The following is a 15,734-nucleotide window of genomic DNA, read 5'->3' as shown; positions in this document are numbered from 1 at the left end:
AATTGAAACCAGGGAGCGTTACTTTGTCAGCGGCGAAAGATCATAACATGCCGCCTCTTCACTGTTTCGGACAAACAGTCGTCCCCGCGCCAGGGCCGGATGATTCCAGGTCTGTCCTTCGATCGCCTGAAATCCCCCCCGCTGGACATATTTCTCCGGATTGGCTTCCACCAGTTCGACACGTCCATCCTCCGCCAGGATCAGGAGATACTGATCGACGAGCAGCAACTGCCCGTAACCATAGCGGCCCCGCTTCCACTGACGTTTCCCGGTCTCCAGGTCCAGGCAGGTCAGCACACCCTCATCCAGGCCATATACGTACCCGTCCTGCTGGACTGCGCAATTGAACTTGAGCTTCAGACTGAGACTCTTCCACTCCGGTTTGACGTCCGCCGGTTGATCTGCTTCTTCAGAGGGCGTGATTCGAATCCGCGCCGAGCCCTGTCCATAGCCGGCGCCAAGAAACACCGAAGAATCGTCCAGCGGAATCGGCTGGGCGGCATTACAGCCCGCCTGATTCGTCCAGGGAAAGAACCAGAGCGAACGACCATCTTCCAGCGCAAAACCTTCCAGTCCTTTGGCATGAAAGATCAACACCTGGGGCGTTCCATTCAACACAGCATACTGCGGCGAGCTGTAACTCGACTTGCGGGTGCCACTCACCCAGGCAGTCTTACGCGTCCGCAGATCGATGGCCAGCACTGATGGATTCTTCTTCTCAGATCCGGAAGGGCGCACGCCTGGATTGACAATCAACAGGTTGTCCTTGATTAAAGGAGACCCCGCCATCCCCCAGGTCAGATTTTCCAACCCTTCCTCTTTGAGCAGATCACGCGTCCAGACTTCCATGCCTGAAAAGACTTCGAAACTATGCAGGATTCCCGTTCCGCCCAGCGTATAGAGAAAACCGTCCCGGTAGGTTGGAGTCGCCCGGGGCCCATCGCCCCCCAGAGTCTCAGAAAACCGGACCGGATCGGCATACACCCAGAGCTGTTTCCCGGTCTGCGCATCATAGCAGACCACGACTTCTTCTGCGCCGCGCTGCTCCTGGGTGAAGGCGCGATCACCGACCACACAAAACGAACCCCAGCCTGCACCCACGGGATGCTTCCAGAGCAACTTCGGCGGCTCCGTCTCCCAGTCCACGCGGATCTGTTGATCGTGGGCAATTCCATCCCGCTGTGCTCCCCGATATCCGGGCCAGTCTTGCGGACCTGCTGCAGAGTCGCCCGAGGCAGACGGAGTATTCACTTCACTCTCGGGCTGTTTGAATAAACCTGGTTTGTCAGCGGTCTTGACATTCTCAAAATACTCGACCGCCCGCTGCTCGGACGTCGGCAGAAACCGAAACTGAAAACGGGGCACCATATCCCCTTCAAAACCGTCAACGCGCACCACGGCAAAAAAGAGCGCAAATGACAACACCGCCGCCAGCAGACCTTTGAAGCGCGTCTTCCAGGCAACGCCGGATATCAGCATCCACCAGACAAGCAGCCCCACCACCAGATTTCGAATCCCCATATACACCGAGAAGACCTGGTAAGTTCGATCTGGTGCCAGGCGAAACCATTGAATGATCATGGCCGCGATCCCGATCACCAGGACCGCCAGCCCCCATTTCCAGCGCAATCGACGGACCGGTCGCTCAGGTGACTCAACTGGTGTATCAGCTTCCGGTTCCGTCTGGGCAGCATCCCCGGTCTGACTCAGCGACTGCTCCGATTCGTCATTTTTTGAATAATCCGACATAGGCTTTCACTACGGTTGAGGCTGGCTCCCAGTCCGATTTCACAACCTGGGCCAGCGGGGCGTATACAGTTTTGACAGTCTGCGAGAAAGGGCGGAACTTCATCTTGCCTTCCAGCCAGACCAGGGGACCGGCCATCAGGAAATAGAGCAACAGCAATGACATCAGGCACATTACTGCCGCTCCCGCTTTCTGCCTGAAAGAGGGGCGGGAGTGATCATCGAAAGTGCTGACTGGTCCGTTCATCTTGTGAATCCGGTACGGGAACAGGGAATTCTGTGAACAGTATTACCCCTCAAACGCGATCCTTGTTTCAGGAAATTCTGTGATTCGAGACCTTTTATTTTTTTCGAAACGCCGGCAGTCGCTCGCCGGTTTCCCGATGAAATTCGTCGGGGCGACGGGTTCGGGGCAGGCGATCGTGTGTCTCCTCCTGCCATTGATCCAATACCGCCCGTAGTTCTTTCTGTACCTGCTCGTACTCTTTCTTACCCGCCAGATTATGCAGCTCATGCGGATCGTTCTGCAGGTCATACAGTTCTTCTTCCGGACGAGGTACGACAAAACACCCTCGCTGATCTTCCGTCAGCTTGTTCTGATCGCGCAGCTCACGCATCGCGATATAAGTGGGGCTCCGCACGGCATCCGCCGGCGGGGTGCCGGGAATGTCGGGATAGAAGTTCCGAATGTACTGATAGCGGCGCGAGCGAACCGCCCGACCGAAATCTTCAAAGTCGTGCCAGTTATGTTCGGCAAACACATGGGTCCGGATCGTCGCATTTGGATTCTCCAGCAGCGGCTTGAAACTCTTCCCCTGAAATGTCTCCCCGACGGGAAGTCCCGCCAGTTCCAGAATCGTAGGAGCCAGATCGATTGAGCTGATCAGTGAATCACACACCGCCCCCGCTTTGACCCTGGCTGGCCAGGTCACAATCCAGGGAGTTTTCACGCCGCTGTCGTAGACGGTCGTCTTGCAGCGCGGGAACGGGCGTCCGTTATCGCTCAGAAAGACGATCATCGTATTGTCAGCGACGCCCTGCGTCTTCAGTTCCTGGCGGACCCGTCCCATCACGCCATCCAGACGCGTGATCTCATCGTAGTACAGCGCCAGATCGCTGCGGACTTCGGGCGTGTCAGGCAGATAAGGAGGGACGATCACGTCTGCATTCGTATGGGGACGGGCAATAATGTTTCGCTCATAAGGTCGATGCGGATCGGTGGTCGCAAACCACATGCAGAACGGCTTATCCATCGGACGCTGCTTCAGCGTATTGACCCATTGATTCAGTTTCGTCGTCACATGATCAAACTTGCTTTCGGTCGGCGTCCCCAGATGCCATTTCCCCGCGGACGCCGTGTAATAGCCGGCCTCTTTTAATTTTTCCACAAATGTCACCTGGCTGGCCGGCAAAGGCAGATGCAGCTGATGCGCGCCTGTGCTGTGCGGATAACGTCCAGTAATGATACTCGAACGACTCGGGCTGCAGGAACTGCAGGTCAGAAATGCTTCGGTGAATTTCATGCCGTCTGCTGCCAGCTGATCCAGATTCGGTGTCTGGATCTTGGGGTGGCCATAGGTGCCGCAATCATCCCACGCCATATCGTCGGCGATGAAGACAATAAAGTTAGGTTTCCCGGCAGCCGGAGACTCTGCCCGTAATTCAACAGCAACTGTCCCCATCACAAACAGAACGACCAATAGCATAGCTGACAGCTTGATTCGCATTGTTTTCGTTTCACCAATCTCTAAAATTTTTGCTTCAAGGTAAAAACCGGCTTCGTTCTTCCGGCGTGGGCATCCGGCAGGTTTCATGTTTGCCAAAAAAACGGTATCTCGTTTTTGCCACCAGCCGATATCCCACGTTTCTCAGTGGTAAAGGGACCAGCCACAATAACCAGCCACAGACATTCCACGGAAATCCCAGCAGCCACAACACACGTACCGCGGCAGCGGAACGGCGATAGACCCGACTCCGATCGGCAGGGAGAAAAATCACCGTATCCACGTTCTCCCGGTCCTGCTCACTCAAAAGTCCCTGTGCCGTTTCCCCCTGCAGTGGAGAGTAAAGCAGCCGCCCTTCGGGATCGCGGGTCATCGCGAAATCCACACTCCGGTTGCACAAACCACACACACCATCAAAAAACAGGACGGGCTTCTGCACCTCTTGCCCGGGCCGTGATACAGGTTCTTCCTCTATATCCCGCAACGCGAGCTTCGGATTTTGCCCCTGGTTCTGCATGATTCAATCCATCCTTGCCCGGCTTCACTCCCGGAAACATCCCTGAAATCCGAAAAAGTCCCTGAAAAATGACCAGCCTCACACCAGTCCCGGATTAACTTAATCTTATACGCTGCAGACGTTTATCTCCAGCCGTTTTTTGCCGCTTTACACGAAAGTCGCTAAATCCGGTAGACTGTGAGGTTCGATGATCATCTGGAGGCGACATTCTGGGATTCTTCCTGTTGTCTGCCCTGTTTCTACGCTAAAATAACACTGACTGGCAGGTTGGTTTCTGCGATTTCTTCACTTACGATTTGAGAACCGGGATTACGTGTCCTTCATGCACCAGCACCACTCACATTCTGGCATTCACTCGCGCTGGAATCAGGGGCTCGGCGTCTCGACACTGGTTCATCTGGTCATCATCGGAGGATTATCCCTGCTGGTGGCCCGGGAAACAGAATCGCTGAGTTCTTCCCCAGGCAACGCCATCCAGACACGCTGGTCTCCCACCCGCGAGGAAATCGACCCCACGATCATTGATCTCACACCAATCTCACACCAGCAGGAAGAAGCTTCCAGCGCTGCAGTGACCTCGCCACTCCCCCCGATCGCGGAGCGAAGTTCTGCCCCTGATACGCAGTCTCTCGCTTCCTCATTGAACGGCCCCCTGCCTCAAGACCCACAGTTAGAAGAGTCTCTAACGACGAAACATGCTGCCGATATTGTCGGGGCTTTATTAACTTCAGACGCCATTGGCGGTGCCACTTCCGGTTCGGGAAATGGATTTGGAAATGGTAAATTCTTCGGCATCAATCCCCAGAGCAAAAAGGTCGTCTATGTCGTCGACTCGTCCAAAAGTATGAACTTTCCGCATGAAAGTGTAGGTAAAACCCGCCTGGGACGTGTGAAAATCGAACTCGCCCGCTCCATCCTCTCCATGGATGAAGAGCAGGAGTTCTTTGTCATCTTCTTCAGTGATGTGGCCATCCCCATGCCTGCCACACAACTCCAGCCTGCCACGCAACAGACCAAGTCCCGCTACCTCAACTGGGTCGCCCGCGTCCCCGGGATGGGCAGAACCGAACCACTCGAAGCACTCCTGCTCGCAGTGAAACTCCAACCTGATACCATTTATTTTCTCACTGACGGACAATTCAACATTTCCGTCGTCAAGACTTTCAATAATGTCGTGCACAAAGCGCATTTGAACAAGAAAGTGACCGTCAACGGCATCTGCTTCGGAAACCGTGACGGTGAGAAACTCCTGCGGGAACTGGCTGAAAACAATTCCGGGACTTATACCTTTATCCCCTGATTTTCACGCCCACACGCGACATGCATACACATAAATGCCCCTTCCTGGCCTCTTCTACGTTCGCAAATCACTAAGTCTTTACAGAATAATGCCTTTTGGAATATTATTCCCTTTGCTTTCAATCAGGCATTTTATTGCGTGATATTTTCAACCATTCTCCGCCATTGTTTGATGTCAGTAATAGAGCTGCATTACTTACAATAATCTTTCTGAAGATGAACCATCAGTAAAGGTCTGATGAATTCTGAATTAATGGACCGCGGCGTATAACACACTGGATTTCAAACAAGAATGAATTCAACTGTCACCGCAGATAACAGTGCTCAAGCTCACGGTGGACGCAAAGGAACACTCAACTCGCCTTCCTTCCTGGCGTTACTGGCAACCCAGTTTCTGGGTGCCATGAACGACAACATGTTCCGCTGGTTCATCATCCCGATCGGAAAACCCGTCATCGGGGACGCAGAAGCGCTCTCCCTTGGGCTTGCCTGCTTTACACTTCCTTACCTGCTCCTGGCCAGTGTCGCCGGTTACCTTGCCGACCGCTTCAGTAAACGGACCGTGATCATCGCCTGTAAAGTGGCAGAGATTCTGATCATGGTGCTTGGCATCTGGGCGATTCAGATCGGCAATATCTATCTGCTCTTTTCAATTGTGGCCCTTATGGGCTGTCAGAGCGCACTGTTTGGTCCGGCCAAGTTCGGCAGCATTCCCGAAATGCTCCGCGACAACCGCCTCTCACGCGGCAACGGACTGATGGGGCTGATCACTGTCATCTCCTCAGCCCTGGGTTTTATTGCCGGCAATTATCTGTTCCACATTACGCAGCCCAGCTTGAGTAACCCGGGGACGTTCTCCGATCTCAAGATCGCTGCCTTCGCCCTGGTTGGCGTCGCAGTACTGGGGACCCTCGTCAGTCTGAAAATACGTAAACTGCCCGTGGCAGCCCCCGATCGGGAGTTCCCCTTCAACCCCGCCAAAGAAACCTGGCACCAGATGCAGTTGCTCCGCAGCAGCACGCCTCTACTCCGTACCGCCTTGGGTGTTGCGTTCTTCTGGATGCTCGCCTCGCTGGCACAGATGAATGTCGATACCTACGGAATCAACGAACTCCAGCTCTCGCAGAAAGACATCGGGCCCCTGCTGGGAATCCTCGTATTCGGTGTCGCCCTGGGGAGCATCCTCGCCGGGGTCTGGTCATCGGGCCGCATCGAACTGGGCATCGTTCCCCTGGGAGCGGCCGGCATCGTTTTCACATCAATGATGTTGTTCCTGACAGGCAACAGCGTCGGACCGGGAGCCGAAAACGCCACTAACCTGCATTATTCACTCTCGCTGTTCTGGCTGTTCCTGCTCGGCGTCAGTTCGGGACTGTTTGATATTCCTCTGGAAACGTTCCTTCAGCATCGCAGTGATGTGGAAACCCGGGGAAGCATCCTCGCCGCCGCCAACTTCCTCGCTTTTGCCTTCATCCTGGTTGCTTCGTTCGCCTTCTGGGTCATGCAGAAACATCTGGAACTCTCCGCGAGCCAGATATTCATGGTCCTCGGCCTGCTCACAGTGCCGGTCGGCATTTACATCTTCAAGCTGCTTCCCAACGCCACGATTCGCTTCATGGTCTGGCTGGTCAGCTGCACGATTTACAAACTGCGGGTCAAGGGACTCAAGAATCTTCCGAAAAAAGGTGGCGCCCTGCTGGTTGCCAACCATGTCTCCTGGCTGGATGGTATCTTCCTGATCCTGACCTCCACCCGCCCTGTCAGAATGATCGCCTACTCGACCTATGTCGAAGCCCCCTGGGTGGCCTGGCTTTCACGACTCTATAACACCATCCCCATCAATGTGGAGGATGGCCCCAAAGCACTGATGAAATCAATCAAAACCGCGAGAACTGCCATTGAAAATGGCGAATTAGTCTGTATCTTCGCGGAAGGAAAGTTAACCCGTTCGGGATATCTGCAACCGTTTCAGTCCGGCCTGATGAAAATCATTAAAGGCACTGGTGCTCCCGTCATCCCCGTCTATATCGATGAATTGTGGGGAAGCATCTTCAGTTTTCATGGCGGAAAGTTTTTCTGGAAAAAACCCAGGCGGTGGCCCTATCCTGTTTCCATTCGATTCGGAAAGCCCATTCCTCACCCTGAGAATGAAAAGCACGTCCAGCGAGTGGTACAGAACCTGGGAGTCGACGCTGCCAATTTTCGAAAGACGTACCAAATGATTCCACCACGACTGTTTTTGAGAAAATGCAAAAGCCAGCGTTTCCAGCTCAAAGTCGCAGACTCCATGGGCGATGAACGCAGCGGGGGCATGCTGCTCACCGGCGCACTCGTGCTCAGGCGACTGCTCAACAAATTTGTCCTCAAGCCAGATGAAAAAATGGTGGGCGTCCTGCTGCCTCCCTCCGTCGGCGGCTGTGCAGTCAACGCCAGTCTCGCCATTTCGGGACGGGTCCCCATCAACCTCAACTACACGCTCTCCGACAGTGATATCAATTACTGTATTCAGGAAGCAGGTATCAAAACCGTTCTGACCAGCCAGAAGTTTCTGGAAAAACGGCCCATCGAAATGGACGCTAACGTACTCCTGCTGGATGACCTCAAATCCAAAGTCACACTCTGGGATAAACTCTTCTGCATGTTCCAGGCATTCCTCGTTCCCGCCTGGATCATCGAACGCAGCATCGGCCTGCATCGTGTCAAATCAGATGAGTTGAGTACGGTGATCTTCACCTCCGGCTCCACCGGACGCCCCAAAGGGGTCATGCTCAGCCACCACAATATTATCTCAAATATCAATTCAGCCGACGATTTACTCCAGCTCTCACCGAAAGATTGCATCCTGGGGATCCTCCCCTTCTTCCATTCATTCGGTTATACGATTTCGCTCTGGATGCCGTTCGTCAGAAAGATGCGCTCCTGTTACCACTTCAATCCGACCGATGCCCGCACCGTCGGCAAGCTGATCGAGAAATATCAGGTCACGCTGTTCGCCACCACACCCACCTTCCTGAGACACTACCTCAAACGCTGCACGAAAGAGCAATTCGCATCAATGGATGTGGTCATCACCGGGGCCGAGAAACTGCCGCAAAGCCTCGCCCGCGAATTCGAAGAAAAGTTCGGCATCTTCCCCACCGAAGGCTACGGGACGACCGAGCTCTCCCCTGTCGCAGCGGTCAATGTCCCTCCCAGCCGGCAACTGGACCCGGACGAAATCTCAGCCAAGCCCGGTACCGTTGGTCGTCCTGTTCCCTGTGTCATGGCCAAAACGGTCGATCCGGAAACCATGCAGGATCTGCCGGAAGGAGAGGAAGGGCTCCTGTTCATCAAAGGCCCTAACGTCATGAAAGGCTATCTCAACAACCCTGAGAAAACCGCCGAAGTCATTATCGACGGCTGGTACAACACCGGGGACTTCGCCAGAATTGATGAGGATGGCTTCATTACCATCACCGGTCGGCAGACCCGCTTCTCCAAGATCGGCGGTGAAATGGTTCCGCATCTCAGAATTGAAGAAATCATCACGGGCATCGTCAGCGATCCCGAAGCAGACGAATCGGAAGTCGAGGTCGCAGTCACCGCTGTTCCCGATCCCCGCAAGGGAGAACGGCTCATCGTCCTGCATAAACCCTTGCACAAATCTGTGGATGAAATCCTCAAAGAGCTCTCACAGGAAGACCTCCCCAATCTCTGGCTGCCCTCCAGCGACAGTTTCCTCGAAGTCGATTCGATTCCTCTGCTGGGGACCGGGAAGCTTGATCTGGCGAAAATCAAACAGATCGCCAGCGAAGCCTTTCCCGTCGAAGTGACCAGTTAAAGGGGACACACAATTCACGCTTCCGGGTGAAAAATACGCTTGGAATCCACATCTGACGTTCTAAAAACAGGCTGGTGAACAATTTCGGAAATCAGCCTGTTTTTTCAGAATTTGTGTCTCTCATTTCTTTCTGATGTGGCTTGAGAGCCATAGAAGCTCACTAAAGCTATTCTCTCTAAAGCCTTACCACAACGCATCAACTGACACTGATCTCTCAATTTTGCGCCTTTTTTTCCTTGATATGTAAATTATCCTGTTAGAATTCAGGGTAATAGGAGTCCATTAGTGTATAGATCGGGCCATCTTGTGGAGAAATCCGCTCGCAAGTTTACCCTGTCATATAAATAAAGTGAGGAAAGCAGGCATGATAGACCAGAAAGTCAAACTGACAGAACGCCAACAGGCAATTTACCAGTTTCTGAAAGATAAAATTATCAACCGGGGTTATGGCCCGACTGTCCGTGAGATCGGTGACGCATTTGATATCCGCTCACCCAACGGCGTCATGGGACATCTCAAGGCACTCGAACGCAAAGGACTGATTAAACGCAAATCGCATATCTCGCGTTCAATTCAGCTTTGTGACAACGCTCAGAAACCAGCTAATATCAACCTGGCCGGTTATCTGCAGGGGGGTGCTCCCATCGCTTCTCCCCCGCCGGGAGAATCACAGATCGATTTCAGCTCTCTGTTTGATTCAGGCGATAATTTCTGCCTGAAAGTCAAAGGGACCTCCATGATCGAGGCCCAGATTCAGGAGGGCGATTACGTCGTTGTCAAAAAGCAGGATACCTGCCAGCAGGGCGATATTGTGGTGGCCCTGGTTGACCAGCAGGAAGCGACTCTCAAACGCTTCTACCAGGAAGCAGATCGCGTGCGGCTCGAACCAGCAAACTCGAGCATGTCACCCATCTATTCCAGCAATGTCCAGATCCTGGGCGTGGTAAAAGGCGTTATCCGCAAGTTCGTCTAAGACTCGTCTGGCTGGAACTCTGCTTCCCGTGCCGTTTCCTGACGCGCCAATGTAATCAGCATGCTGTCGGGCAGGTTTTGCACACCTGCCTGGCGCAGCATGTTAATCAGCTGCGCCGTCGTGTATTGTGCATGCAGACAGACATGCATCAGCACATCAGATCGCCGGGTACGATGAACCCGCCCCTTACCCGAACTGGTACTCTGTTTACTTACTATTTCAACCAGGTCGGATTCGGTTAACCCTTCCAGGTAATCTATCCACCTCTGCTCCAGGTGCGACCACTTTTCGCTGAGCTCCTCCAAAGATCCGACGCCCCCTTCCCCACGCTGGTTCCCGGGTAGTTCTCCCGGCAAATCCCCCGGTAGTACAGGCGCAGTATTCCCCAGCAGCGCTTCCAGCCAGACATACTCAGCAGCATACAGGTGCAGCAACGATTTCCAGATCGAGCCCTGGCCGATCGGAAATTCCCGCCGTCTCTGGGCTTCAGAAAGCATTTGAACAGACTCCAGCAGCCCCTGATTGACCCAGCGGCGATGCTCATGCAAACGAGTAATGAAACTGACCGTCATTGAATCCTCCTGCCAACTCAGAATTGAAGCAGCGATCCGCCTGAACCTCACGGAAAGTCACCCTGTCACTAGAGATGAATGAGCAATAAAACTGTCAAAGGGTTCGGAAAACCAGTTCGCTTTCTGGTTTTCGATTCAACTCAGGCACAACAGGGGACCTGCTGGAACTTCTACCGTCTTTTTTAGGCGTTTTTTTCATTTAGATTGTTTCTCAGCACTTGAATTGCCGAAACTATTTTCTATCCTTATCCTTACATTCAGGTACAACTTACCTCAACGCGGGGGATTAGCTCAGTTGGGAGAGCGTTTGGCTGGCAGCCAAAAGGTCACCGGTTCGAGCCCGGTATCCTCCACTCAAAGCCACTTGCATTCATTTTGCAAGTGGCTTTTTCATTGCGCTTAATGAACGTTCAAGCCAGATTACAGGAACTGAAAATCGGTTCGCAATCAAACTAAGAGCGTCGCAGGTTACCGACACACCGGTTACTCCAGTCCCGCCTCACGAAGTTCGCGGAGCACGCGGCCCGCAAGTGGCGTATCGGGATGCAGCCCCATGACACGTTTGGTTTTGCTGTAGGGAAGCTTGGTTTTGCCGTCTGAAGCTGGAACGCGAAACACCGCCTGCCAGTTGATCGCAAATGGAGGATACTCCCGTTTCATCACTGCCGCGCGTTCCCAGTTGGCTAACACGTGAGACCTCGCCTCAGCGTCTTGGCCCTTACTGGCCTCCAGCTTCTGCATCCAGGTTCGGGTATCGACAACGAGTTTTGTGTAATCGAGTCCAGAGCGAACAAAGTCGAGGCGGCGGCGGTATTTTGCATCGGCACCAACAAGATGTTTCTCGGCGGCATCGAGATACGATTGTGCTTCAGCGAGCAATTCAGGAGTATATTTCTTCGGAATGTCGAAGGCGCGTTGCCGGCTCGGTTCTTCGGCTACAAATTCCATCCGCGTACGCTCCAGCAATTCCCAGTATGCCCTGACATCAGCCGCAGCAGGGCCAAAGCCGCGCTGATAATAGTCGTTCATCAGAACCGATACGTCGGTATAAGGATTCCAGGCCAGATGGGCCAGTACATAGTAGTGTGGCCCCTGCGTCGCCCAGTGAAACCAGAACAGGTCGAAGTACAGGCCAACGCAGTGATGATCGGCCACAAATCGAAAATCCTCGCCAGCCTGGGTCATCGCCACGTCAGGCATCCCCCAGCTGAGACCAGCCTGGCTTCCGAGATTGGGCCGCCACATGAGATGACGAGCTTTCTTCGCCCAGTCGGCGTGCTGCTGCATCGCTTCCGCGCGTGCTTCAGGCGAGCGCATGTGAAAGTTGGCCACACTGGAGATGATGATGTTGTCATCCGGTACGATACCGATTGGCGCGTTTCGCGCCAGACCGTAAGCATTCAACTGCACAAAGAGATCACGTTCAGGGTATTGCTTTTTCAGCATCCGCGCCAGTGTGTTAGCGAAGCGCACATCGCGGTCGGTCTGGGCGACCCCTTCATACCATATGCCGCTGCCAAACCCCCATTTCACTTTCTCACCGTCAGGATGATCCCATGCCAGGCAGTTAGGACAGACGCAATGCCCCGACGTGTATCCGTCGTTTGGAGAGACATTGAAGAGTGTTCTTGTCGGCTCTTCACGTATTTGCTGCTCGACTTCCACCAGCCACTGTTGCCAGACAGCAGGATTTGATGCGCATAACTTGGTATTGCGCGGATTGAAGGCATTGGGCCGCCGGCTGCCGTCCGGAGCAACGGCGAAGTATTCCGGATGAGTCTTTCCGTATTTGTCCCACCAGTGACCGAAACCGTGTCCGCCATCTAACTCCAGCGAGTCGAGTTGCACGCGCTGAAAGCGTGCCCACAATTCATCGGGTCCTTCCTTATTGTCGCCCAACGATAACTTCGTGAACATTCCGCTCCGTGCCCGAACCTGCGGATGATATCGCTTCTCCCCCTCAGCGATGGCAATCCGTGTTTTCGGCATGATGTCTTCCTCACCCGGCCAGAGCCACCGAATGTCAAGTTCGTCTTGCAGGAATGTATAAACGGCGTTCGCCGTTCCATACTCCAGTTGCATGCCGGTCTTCATGGACAACCGCCCCTTCGCTTCCATATGCTTCGGGTCCCAGCGGTCGCGACCAGCAATGAGGAGGTGCTTGCCATTAGCTGCAATCAACGTTTCTTCCGGATAGGAAAACTTGACGTTCGTCTGTAGAAACAGCGACTTCACGACAGGCTGCACGCCCACCCAGATGGCGCGCTCCGGTATCGGCTTCGGTTCGCCATCAATGACCTCAGGCTTCTGGCCGCTGATTTTTTCAATGTACTCCGCCAGTGTCACTGCAGCGTCACGGGTTCGAGGCGGCGCCCCCGGATAAACAACGATCGGGGCAGGCGATACATCTGGCGCGACAACCAGAAAGTCATTGGCAAGCACCTGAGCCAAAGGCGCAAGTAACAGGATGCCGGTAAGCATGATGAGGAATCGTCTCATGTTGTATCTCCAGATTCAATTCAATAAACAACGGTCTCTTGAGAGTATTTTACCCCCGTTTACCTGCCTCATTTCATACTACCAGCTACCACAAATTGGAAGCAACAACGAATGCGAACCACCATCCGCGTAAGGGGAGACCGGGATATCATGCTTGAAAGCTCAGTATGGAAACCGCAGCGGACTTTGTCAGTCTCACTAAGTACTGCTCCCTGTTTTAACCCTACCAAAAAAAGCCAGCCTGGTTGATTACCGGGCTGGCTGATACGTTTTCTCAAAGAGACAGGATTCACGTGAAAAGATGCGTCTCCTGCCAGAACACCTAGTTCTTCTGCGGTCCTGCCGACCTGGGTTCAGGTTCAGGAGCAATCATCGGTTTCCCGGGCTGACACGTCGGACAATCCACGGCAGGCTCCTCGATCACTTCGCCTGGTCTACAGACTTCACAAGGCTGTTCGACTGCTTGAGGCTGCAGCGGAATTTCCTGAGAATAACTGCCGCCATAAGTCTGGTTGGGATAGTTACAGGCAGAACTGTTATACCCCAGCACCGCGGAACCGCGAGGATAGGTTCCATAAGCAGACCCGGCATAGAAAGCTTTGTACTTGCCGAAGTAGCTCCAGGATTGAAAACCAGAGTAAGCATAAGTCTGATTCAGCGAAGACAGCGCATTTCCAATATCGTTGAACTCCGTGATGACGGCTGACTGCACATAAGTTAAACCGACAATCATTGCCAGTACCCCGACGGTCAGAATGATGACCAGTTCGGCTGAAATCACAAAGCCGTGCTCATCCTTCCAGAACTGATTGACGAAATGACTCATTTGAAGCTCCTTTTATTAGCTTGATGTTCCGCGTTTCGATCGCAGTGAGTGATGGTTTTCTTTTCTACTGCCGACGATTCCGCCTGGCAGATACAGTGATCGCCGTTCGCTGACAGGCACACTTCCGGTCAGCGTCTGACTGCTGTGATCCGGTCTGTTTTCATTTCTCAGGGACACTTCCCTGTGACTGGCATTGATTCATGTAAGCAAAGTGCCGATTGGCTAAAGCGGGAGAGGAAAGTTTCTCAGGCTTTCCTTTTCTGGCGATCGAGGCGGAACTCATTACCTCACTCACCGTAAAAAATCAGGTTAAGTCACCAGAAGTTCTCTCCGCTTCAGTCAATCAGTCATCGGTGGTCTCTCAGGTCACCGACTTGTGCAACGGTCTCTCAGGTCGCCACACACTCTCTTTATGCACTCGACTTCGCAGCCACATCGGGAGCTGCCGAAGCCGTCTCATTTCAAATTCATATAACCGTTACATCCGGACTATTCTGTAAAGCCGGATTATTCGGACTGATTGATACAAATCGCAAGATGCATGCCACTCTCATAACCCCGACAACAGACAGAACCAGCATATCCCCCATAAACCCTATATTCAGAACAACTTATAAAATCATCACAAACCGACTTTTGATGCTCCCCTGCGCGCAAAGTCCCTGGCATCCATCGATTATGTTTAGATTGCTTTACAACGGTTTTAACACTTTTGATAAGAATTCCTGTCGTAACGATTATGAGGATTAGTCCGGCAAGGACGCTCATTTCACAAGACGGGTTCCTGGATGAGAGCGTCTGTCTGAAACGCAACAGAAGAAAGAAGTGAAGTGATTCTGGAAGGATAGAAAGAGGATGATCTGCGCAAAAAGAGAGCCCTCAGAAAAGAGTTTCTGAGGGCCTGCAGTCAAAGTTTCTTCGTCAATCATTTGATTGCTGGCCAGCTTCCACCGGCAAAACAGCAAACAAAAAAAGCCCCCGGGAACTGCTGTTTCCGGGGGCCTGTCGGGACTGTTTGTGTCTGGACTAGTCCAGCAGCGGGTTGTCTCCGCCTGAGATGGCACTGAAGAAGGCGTCGAGGTCGTCTTCCGTCGGCAGCCGCCGTTCGGAGACGTCCAGGGAATCGCTCATCAGCGTGCCGTCGGTTGCCAGGTCTTCCAGACCCAGCGTGTGACCCAGTTCGTGCATCACGACGGTCAGCAGATCCATCTGGCCGAAGGCCGCACTGCCCGAGCCGGCCAGCAGACTGCCGTCAATCAGCGTGAACTCGCTGCTGTCCAGCGGCGTGCCGTCCACGAACCAGCCGTAACCGGCGGCGTTCACATCGATCAGGACCGTCGTGCCTGCAGCACCACCGAGCATCGCGTCCGGCAGATCAGCCAGCACGAAGTTCACCGACTGCAGCAGTTCCAGCTGGGCGTCGCTCAGGCCCGCGGACTCCCAGTAACTCAGGGCCGCATCCACGACCGAGTCCAGGTCCGACTGCGTGATCGACGGAGCCGAGGTGCTGCTCGCACCGGCGGCCGCCAGTAGCGGACCGGTCCGCTGGATGCGGATTGCATCGGCGATGATCGCCCCGTCCGCCGGACCGTTGTCGCTCAGCGTGACGGTGATCGAACCGCCGCCGCCCACGACCACGGCCGCGCTCAGGATCTGCCAGTCGGCACCGTCGGCAGTAAAGTCACTCGGGGCCACCTGCTGGTTGACGACCACCGGACCGACGCCGGAGACGTTGAACTCAGCGTTCGAAGCCGGGCT

General features: G+C 53.8%; 11 protein-coding genes and 1 tRNA gene. 4 read left to right on the top strand and 8 right to left on the bottom strand.

Going from position 1 to position 15,734, the window contains the following annotated elements; genetic code table 11:
• Positions 1 to 18: 18 nt before the first annotated feature.
• The 4 genes from Enr10x_RS06915 to Enr10x_RS06900 form a co-directional block, all read right to left on the bottom strand.
• Positions 19 to 1,749 carry an outer membrane protein assembly factor BamB family protein gene (locus tag Enr10x_RS06915; RefSeq protein ID WP_145448524.1) on the bottom strand — a complete coding sequence of 577 codons (1,731 nt, stop codon included), beginning with the start codon at positions 1,747 to 1,749 and terminating at the stop codon, positions 19 to 21.
• Positions 1,727 to 1,993: a hypothetical protein gene (locus tag Enr10x_RS06910; protein ID WP_145105430.1), complete on the bottom strand. Its 267-nt coding sequence runs from the start codon at positions 1,991 to 1,993 to the stop codon at positions 1,727 to 1,729. The genes Enr10x_RS06915 and Enr10x_RS06910 overlap by 23 nt, the downstream gene beginning before the upstream one ends.
• A gap of 94 nt (positions 1,994 to 2,087) precedes the next feature.
• Positions 2,088 to 3,452, bottom strand: coding sequence for a sulfatase family protein (locus tag Enr10x_RS06905; protein WP_145105428.1), 1,365 nt, complete (start codon positions 3,450 to 3,452; stop codon positions 2,088 to 2,090).
• 55 nt (positions 3,453 to 3,507) lie between these two features.
• Positions 3,508 to 3,987, bottom strand: coding sequence for a thiol-disulfide oxidoreductase DCC family protein (locus tag Enr10x_RS06900; RefSeq protein WP_145105425.1), 480 nt, complete (start codon positions 3,985 to 3,987; stop codon positions 3,508 to 3,510).
• Between the two features lie 322 nt (positions 3,988 to 4,309).
• On the opposite strand from Enr10x_RS06900, the gene Enr10x_RS06895 reads away from it, so the two are divergent.
• From Enr10x_RS06895 to lexA, 3 genes are all read left to right on the top strand, one after another.
• A complete protein-coding gene (locus tag Enr10x_RS06895; protein WP_145105422.1) occupies positions 4,310 to 5,287 on the top strand; it encodes a vWA domain-containing protein in 978 nt (325 codons plus the stop codon).
• Between the two features lie 291 nt (positions 5,288 to 5,578).
• Positions 5,579 to 9,106, top strand: a complete 3,528-nt coding sequence (locus Enr10x_RS06890; protein WP_145448523.1) for an acyl-[ACP]--phospholipid O-acyltransferase — start codon at positions 5,579 to 5,581, stop codon at positions 9,104 to 9,106.
• A 364-nt stretch (positions 9,107 to 9,470) separates the two neighbouring features.
• On the top strand, positions 9,471 to 10,079 hold the full coding sequence (gene lexA / locus Enr10x_RS06885; protein ID WP_145105416.1) for a transcriptional repressor LexA: 609 nt from the start codon (positions 9,471 to 9,473) through the stop codon (positions 10,077 to 10,079).
• On the opposite strand, the gene Enr10x_RS06880 is transcribed toward lexA, so the two are convergent.
• Complete coding sequence (locus Enr10x_RS06880; protein ID WP_145448522.1) at positions 10,076 to 10,651, bottom strand: DinB family protein; 576 nt, start codon at positions 10,649 to 10,651, stop codon at positions 10,076 to 10,078. The two genes, lexA and Enr10x_RS06880, sit on opposite strands and share 4 nt — an antisense overlap.
• A 280-nt stretch (positions 10,652 to 10,931) precedes the next feature.
• On the opposite strand from Enr10x_RS06880, the gene Enr10x_RS06875 reads away from it, so the two are divergent.
• A tRNA-Ala gene (locus Enr10x_RS06875) sits at positions 10,932 to 11,004 on the top strand.
• Between the two features lie 130 nt (positions 11,005 to 11,134).
• Here the strand turns inward: Enr10x_RS06875 and Enr10x_RS06870 are convergent.
• The 3 genes from Enr10x_RS06870 to Enr10x_RS29860 form a co-directional block, all read right to left on the bottom strand.
• Positions 11,135 to 13,150 carry a DUF4838 domain-containing protein gene (locus Enr10x_RS06870; protein ID WP_145448521.1) on the bottom strand — a complete coding sequence of 672 codons (2,016 nt, stop codon included), beginning with the start codon at positions 13,148 to 13,150 and terminating at the stop codon, positions 11,135 to 11,137.
• 322 nt (positions 13,151 to 13,472) lie between these two features.
• Positions 13,473 to 13,976, bottom strand: a complete 504-nt coding sequence (locus Enr10x_RS06865; protein WP_145448520.1) for a Flp family type IVb pilin — start codon at positions 13,974 to 13,976, stop codon at positions 13,473 to 13,475.
• Positions 13,977 to 15,002: 1,026 nt separating this feature from the next.
• Positions 15,003 to 15,734: matrixin family metalloprotease (locus Enr10x_RS29860; protein WP_197997500.1), on the bottom strand; the 732-nt coding region annotated here is incomplete at its 5' end.

It is taken from the genome of Gimesia panareensis, assembly GCF_007748155.1.
GTDB lineage: Bacteria > Planctomycetota > Planctomycetia > Planctomycetales > Planctomycetaceae > Gimesia > Gimesia panareensis.
This window is presented reverse-complemented; position numbering and strand designations above follow the sequence as displayed.

Excerpts from the sequence above, each read along its gene's own strand:
- Enr10x_RS06880 (WP_145448522.1), bottom strand. The coding sequence starts at position 10,651 with ATGACGGTCAGTTTCATTACTCGTTTGCATGAGCATCGCCGCTGGGTC.
- Enr10x_RS06905 (WP_145105428.1), bottom strand. The coding sequence starts at position 3,452 with ATGCTATTGGTCGTTCTGTTTGTGATGGGGACAGTTGCTGTTGAATTA.
- Enr10x_RS06865 (WP_145448520.1), bottom strand. The coding sequence starts at position 13,976 with ATGAGTCATTTCGTCAATCAGTTCTGGAAGGATGAGCACGGCTTTGTG.
- Enr10x_RS06915 (WP_145448524.1), bottom strand. The coding sequence starts at position 1,749 with ATGTCGGATTATTCAAAAAATGACGAATCGGAGCAGTCGCTGAGTCAG.
- Enr10x_RS06890 (WP_145448523.1), top strand. The coding sequence starts at position 5,579 with ATGAATTCAACTGTCACCGCAGATAACAGTGCTCAAGCTCACGGTGGA.
- lexA (WP_145105416.1), top strand. The coding sequence starts at position 9,471 with ATGATAGACCAGAAAGTCAAACTGACAGAACGCCAACAGGCAATTTAC.
- Enr10x_RS06910 (WP_145105430.1), bottom strand. The coding sequence starts at position 1,993 with ATGAACGGACCAGTCAGCACTTTCGATGATCACTCCCGCCCCTCTTTC.
- Enr10x_RS06900 (WP_145105425.1), bottom strand. The coding sequence starts at position 3,987 with ATGCAGAACCAGGGGCAAAATCCGAAGCTCGCGTTGCGGGATATAGAG.
- Enr10x_RS06895 (WP_145105422.1), top strand. The coding sequence starts at position 4,310 with ATGCACCAGCACCACTCACATTCTGGCATTCACTCGCGCTGGAATCAG.
- Enr10x_RS06870 (WP_145448521.1), bottom strand. The coding sequence starts at position 13,150 with ATGAGACGATTCCTCATCATGCTTACCGGCATCCTGTTACTTGCGCCT.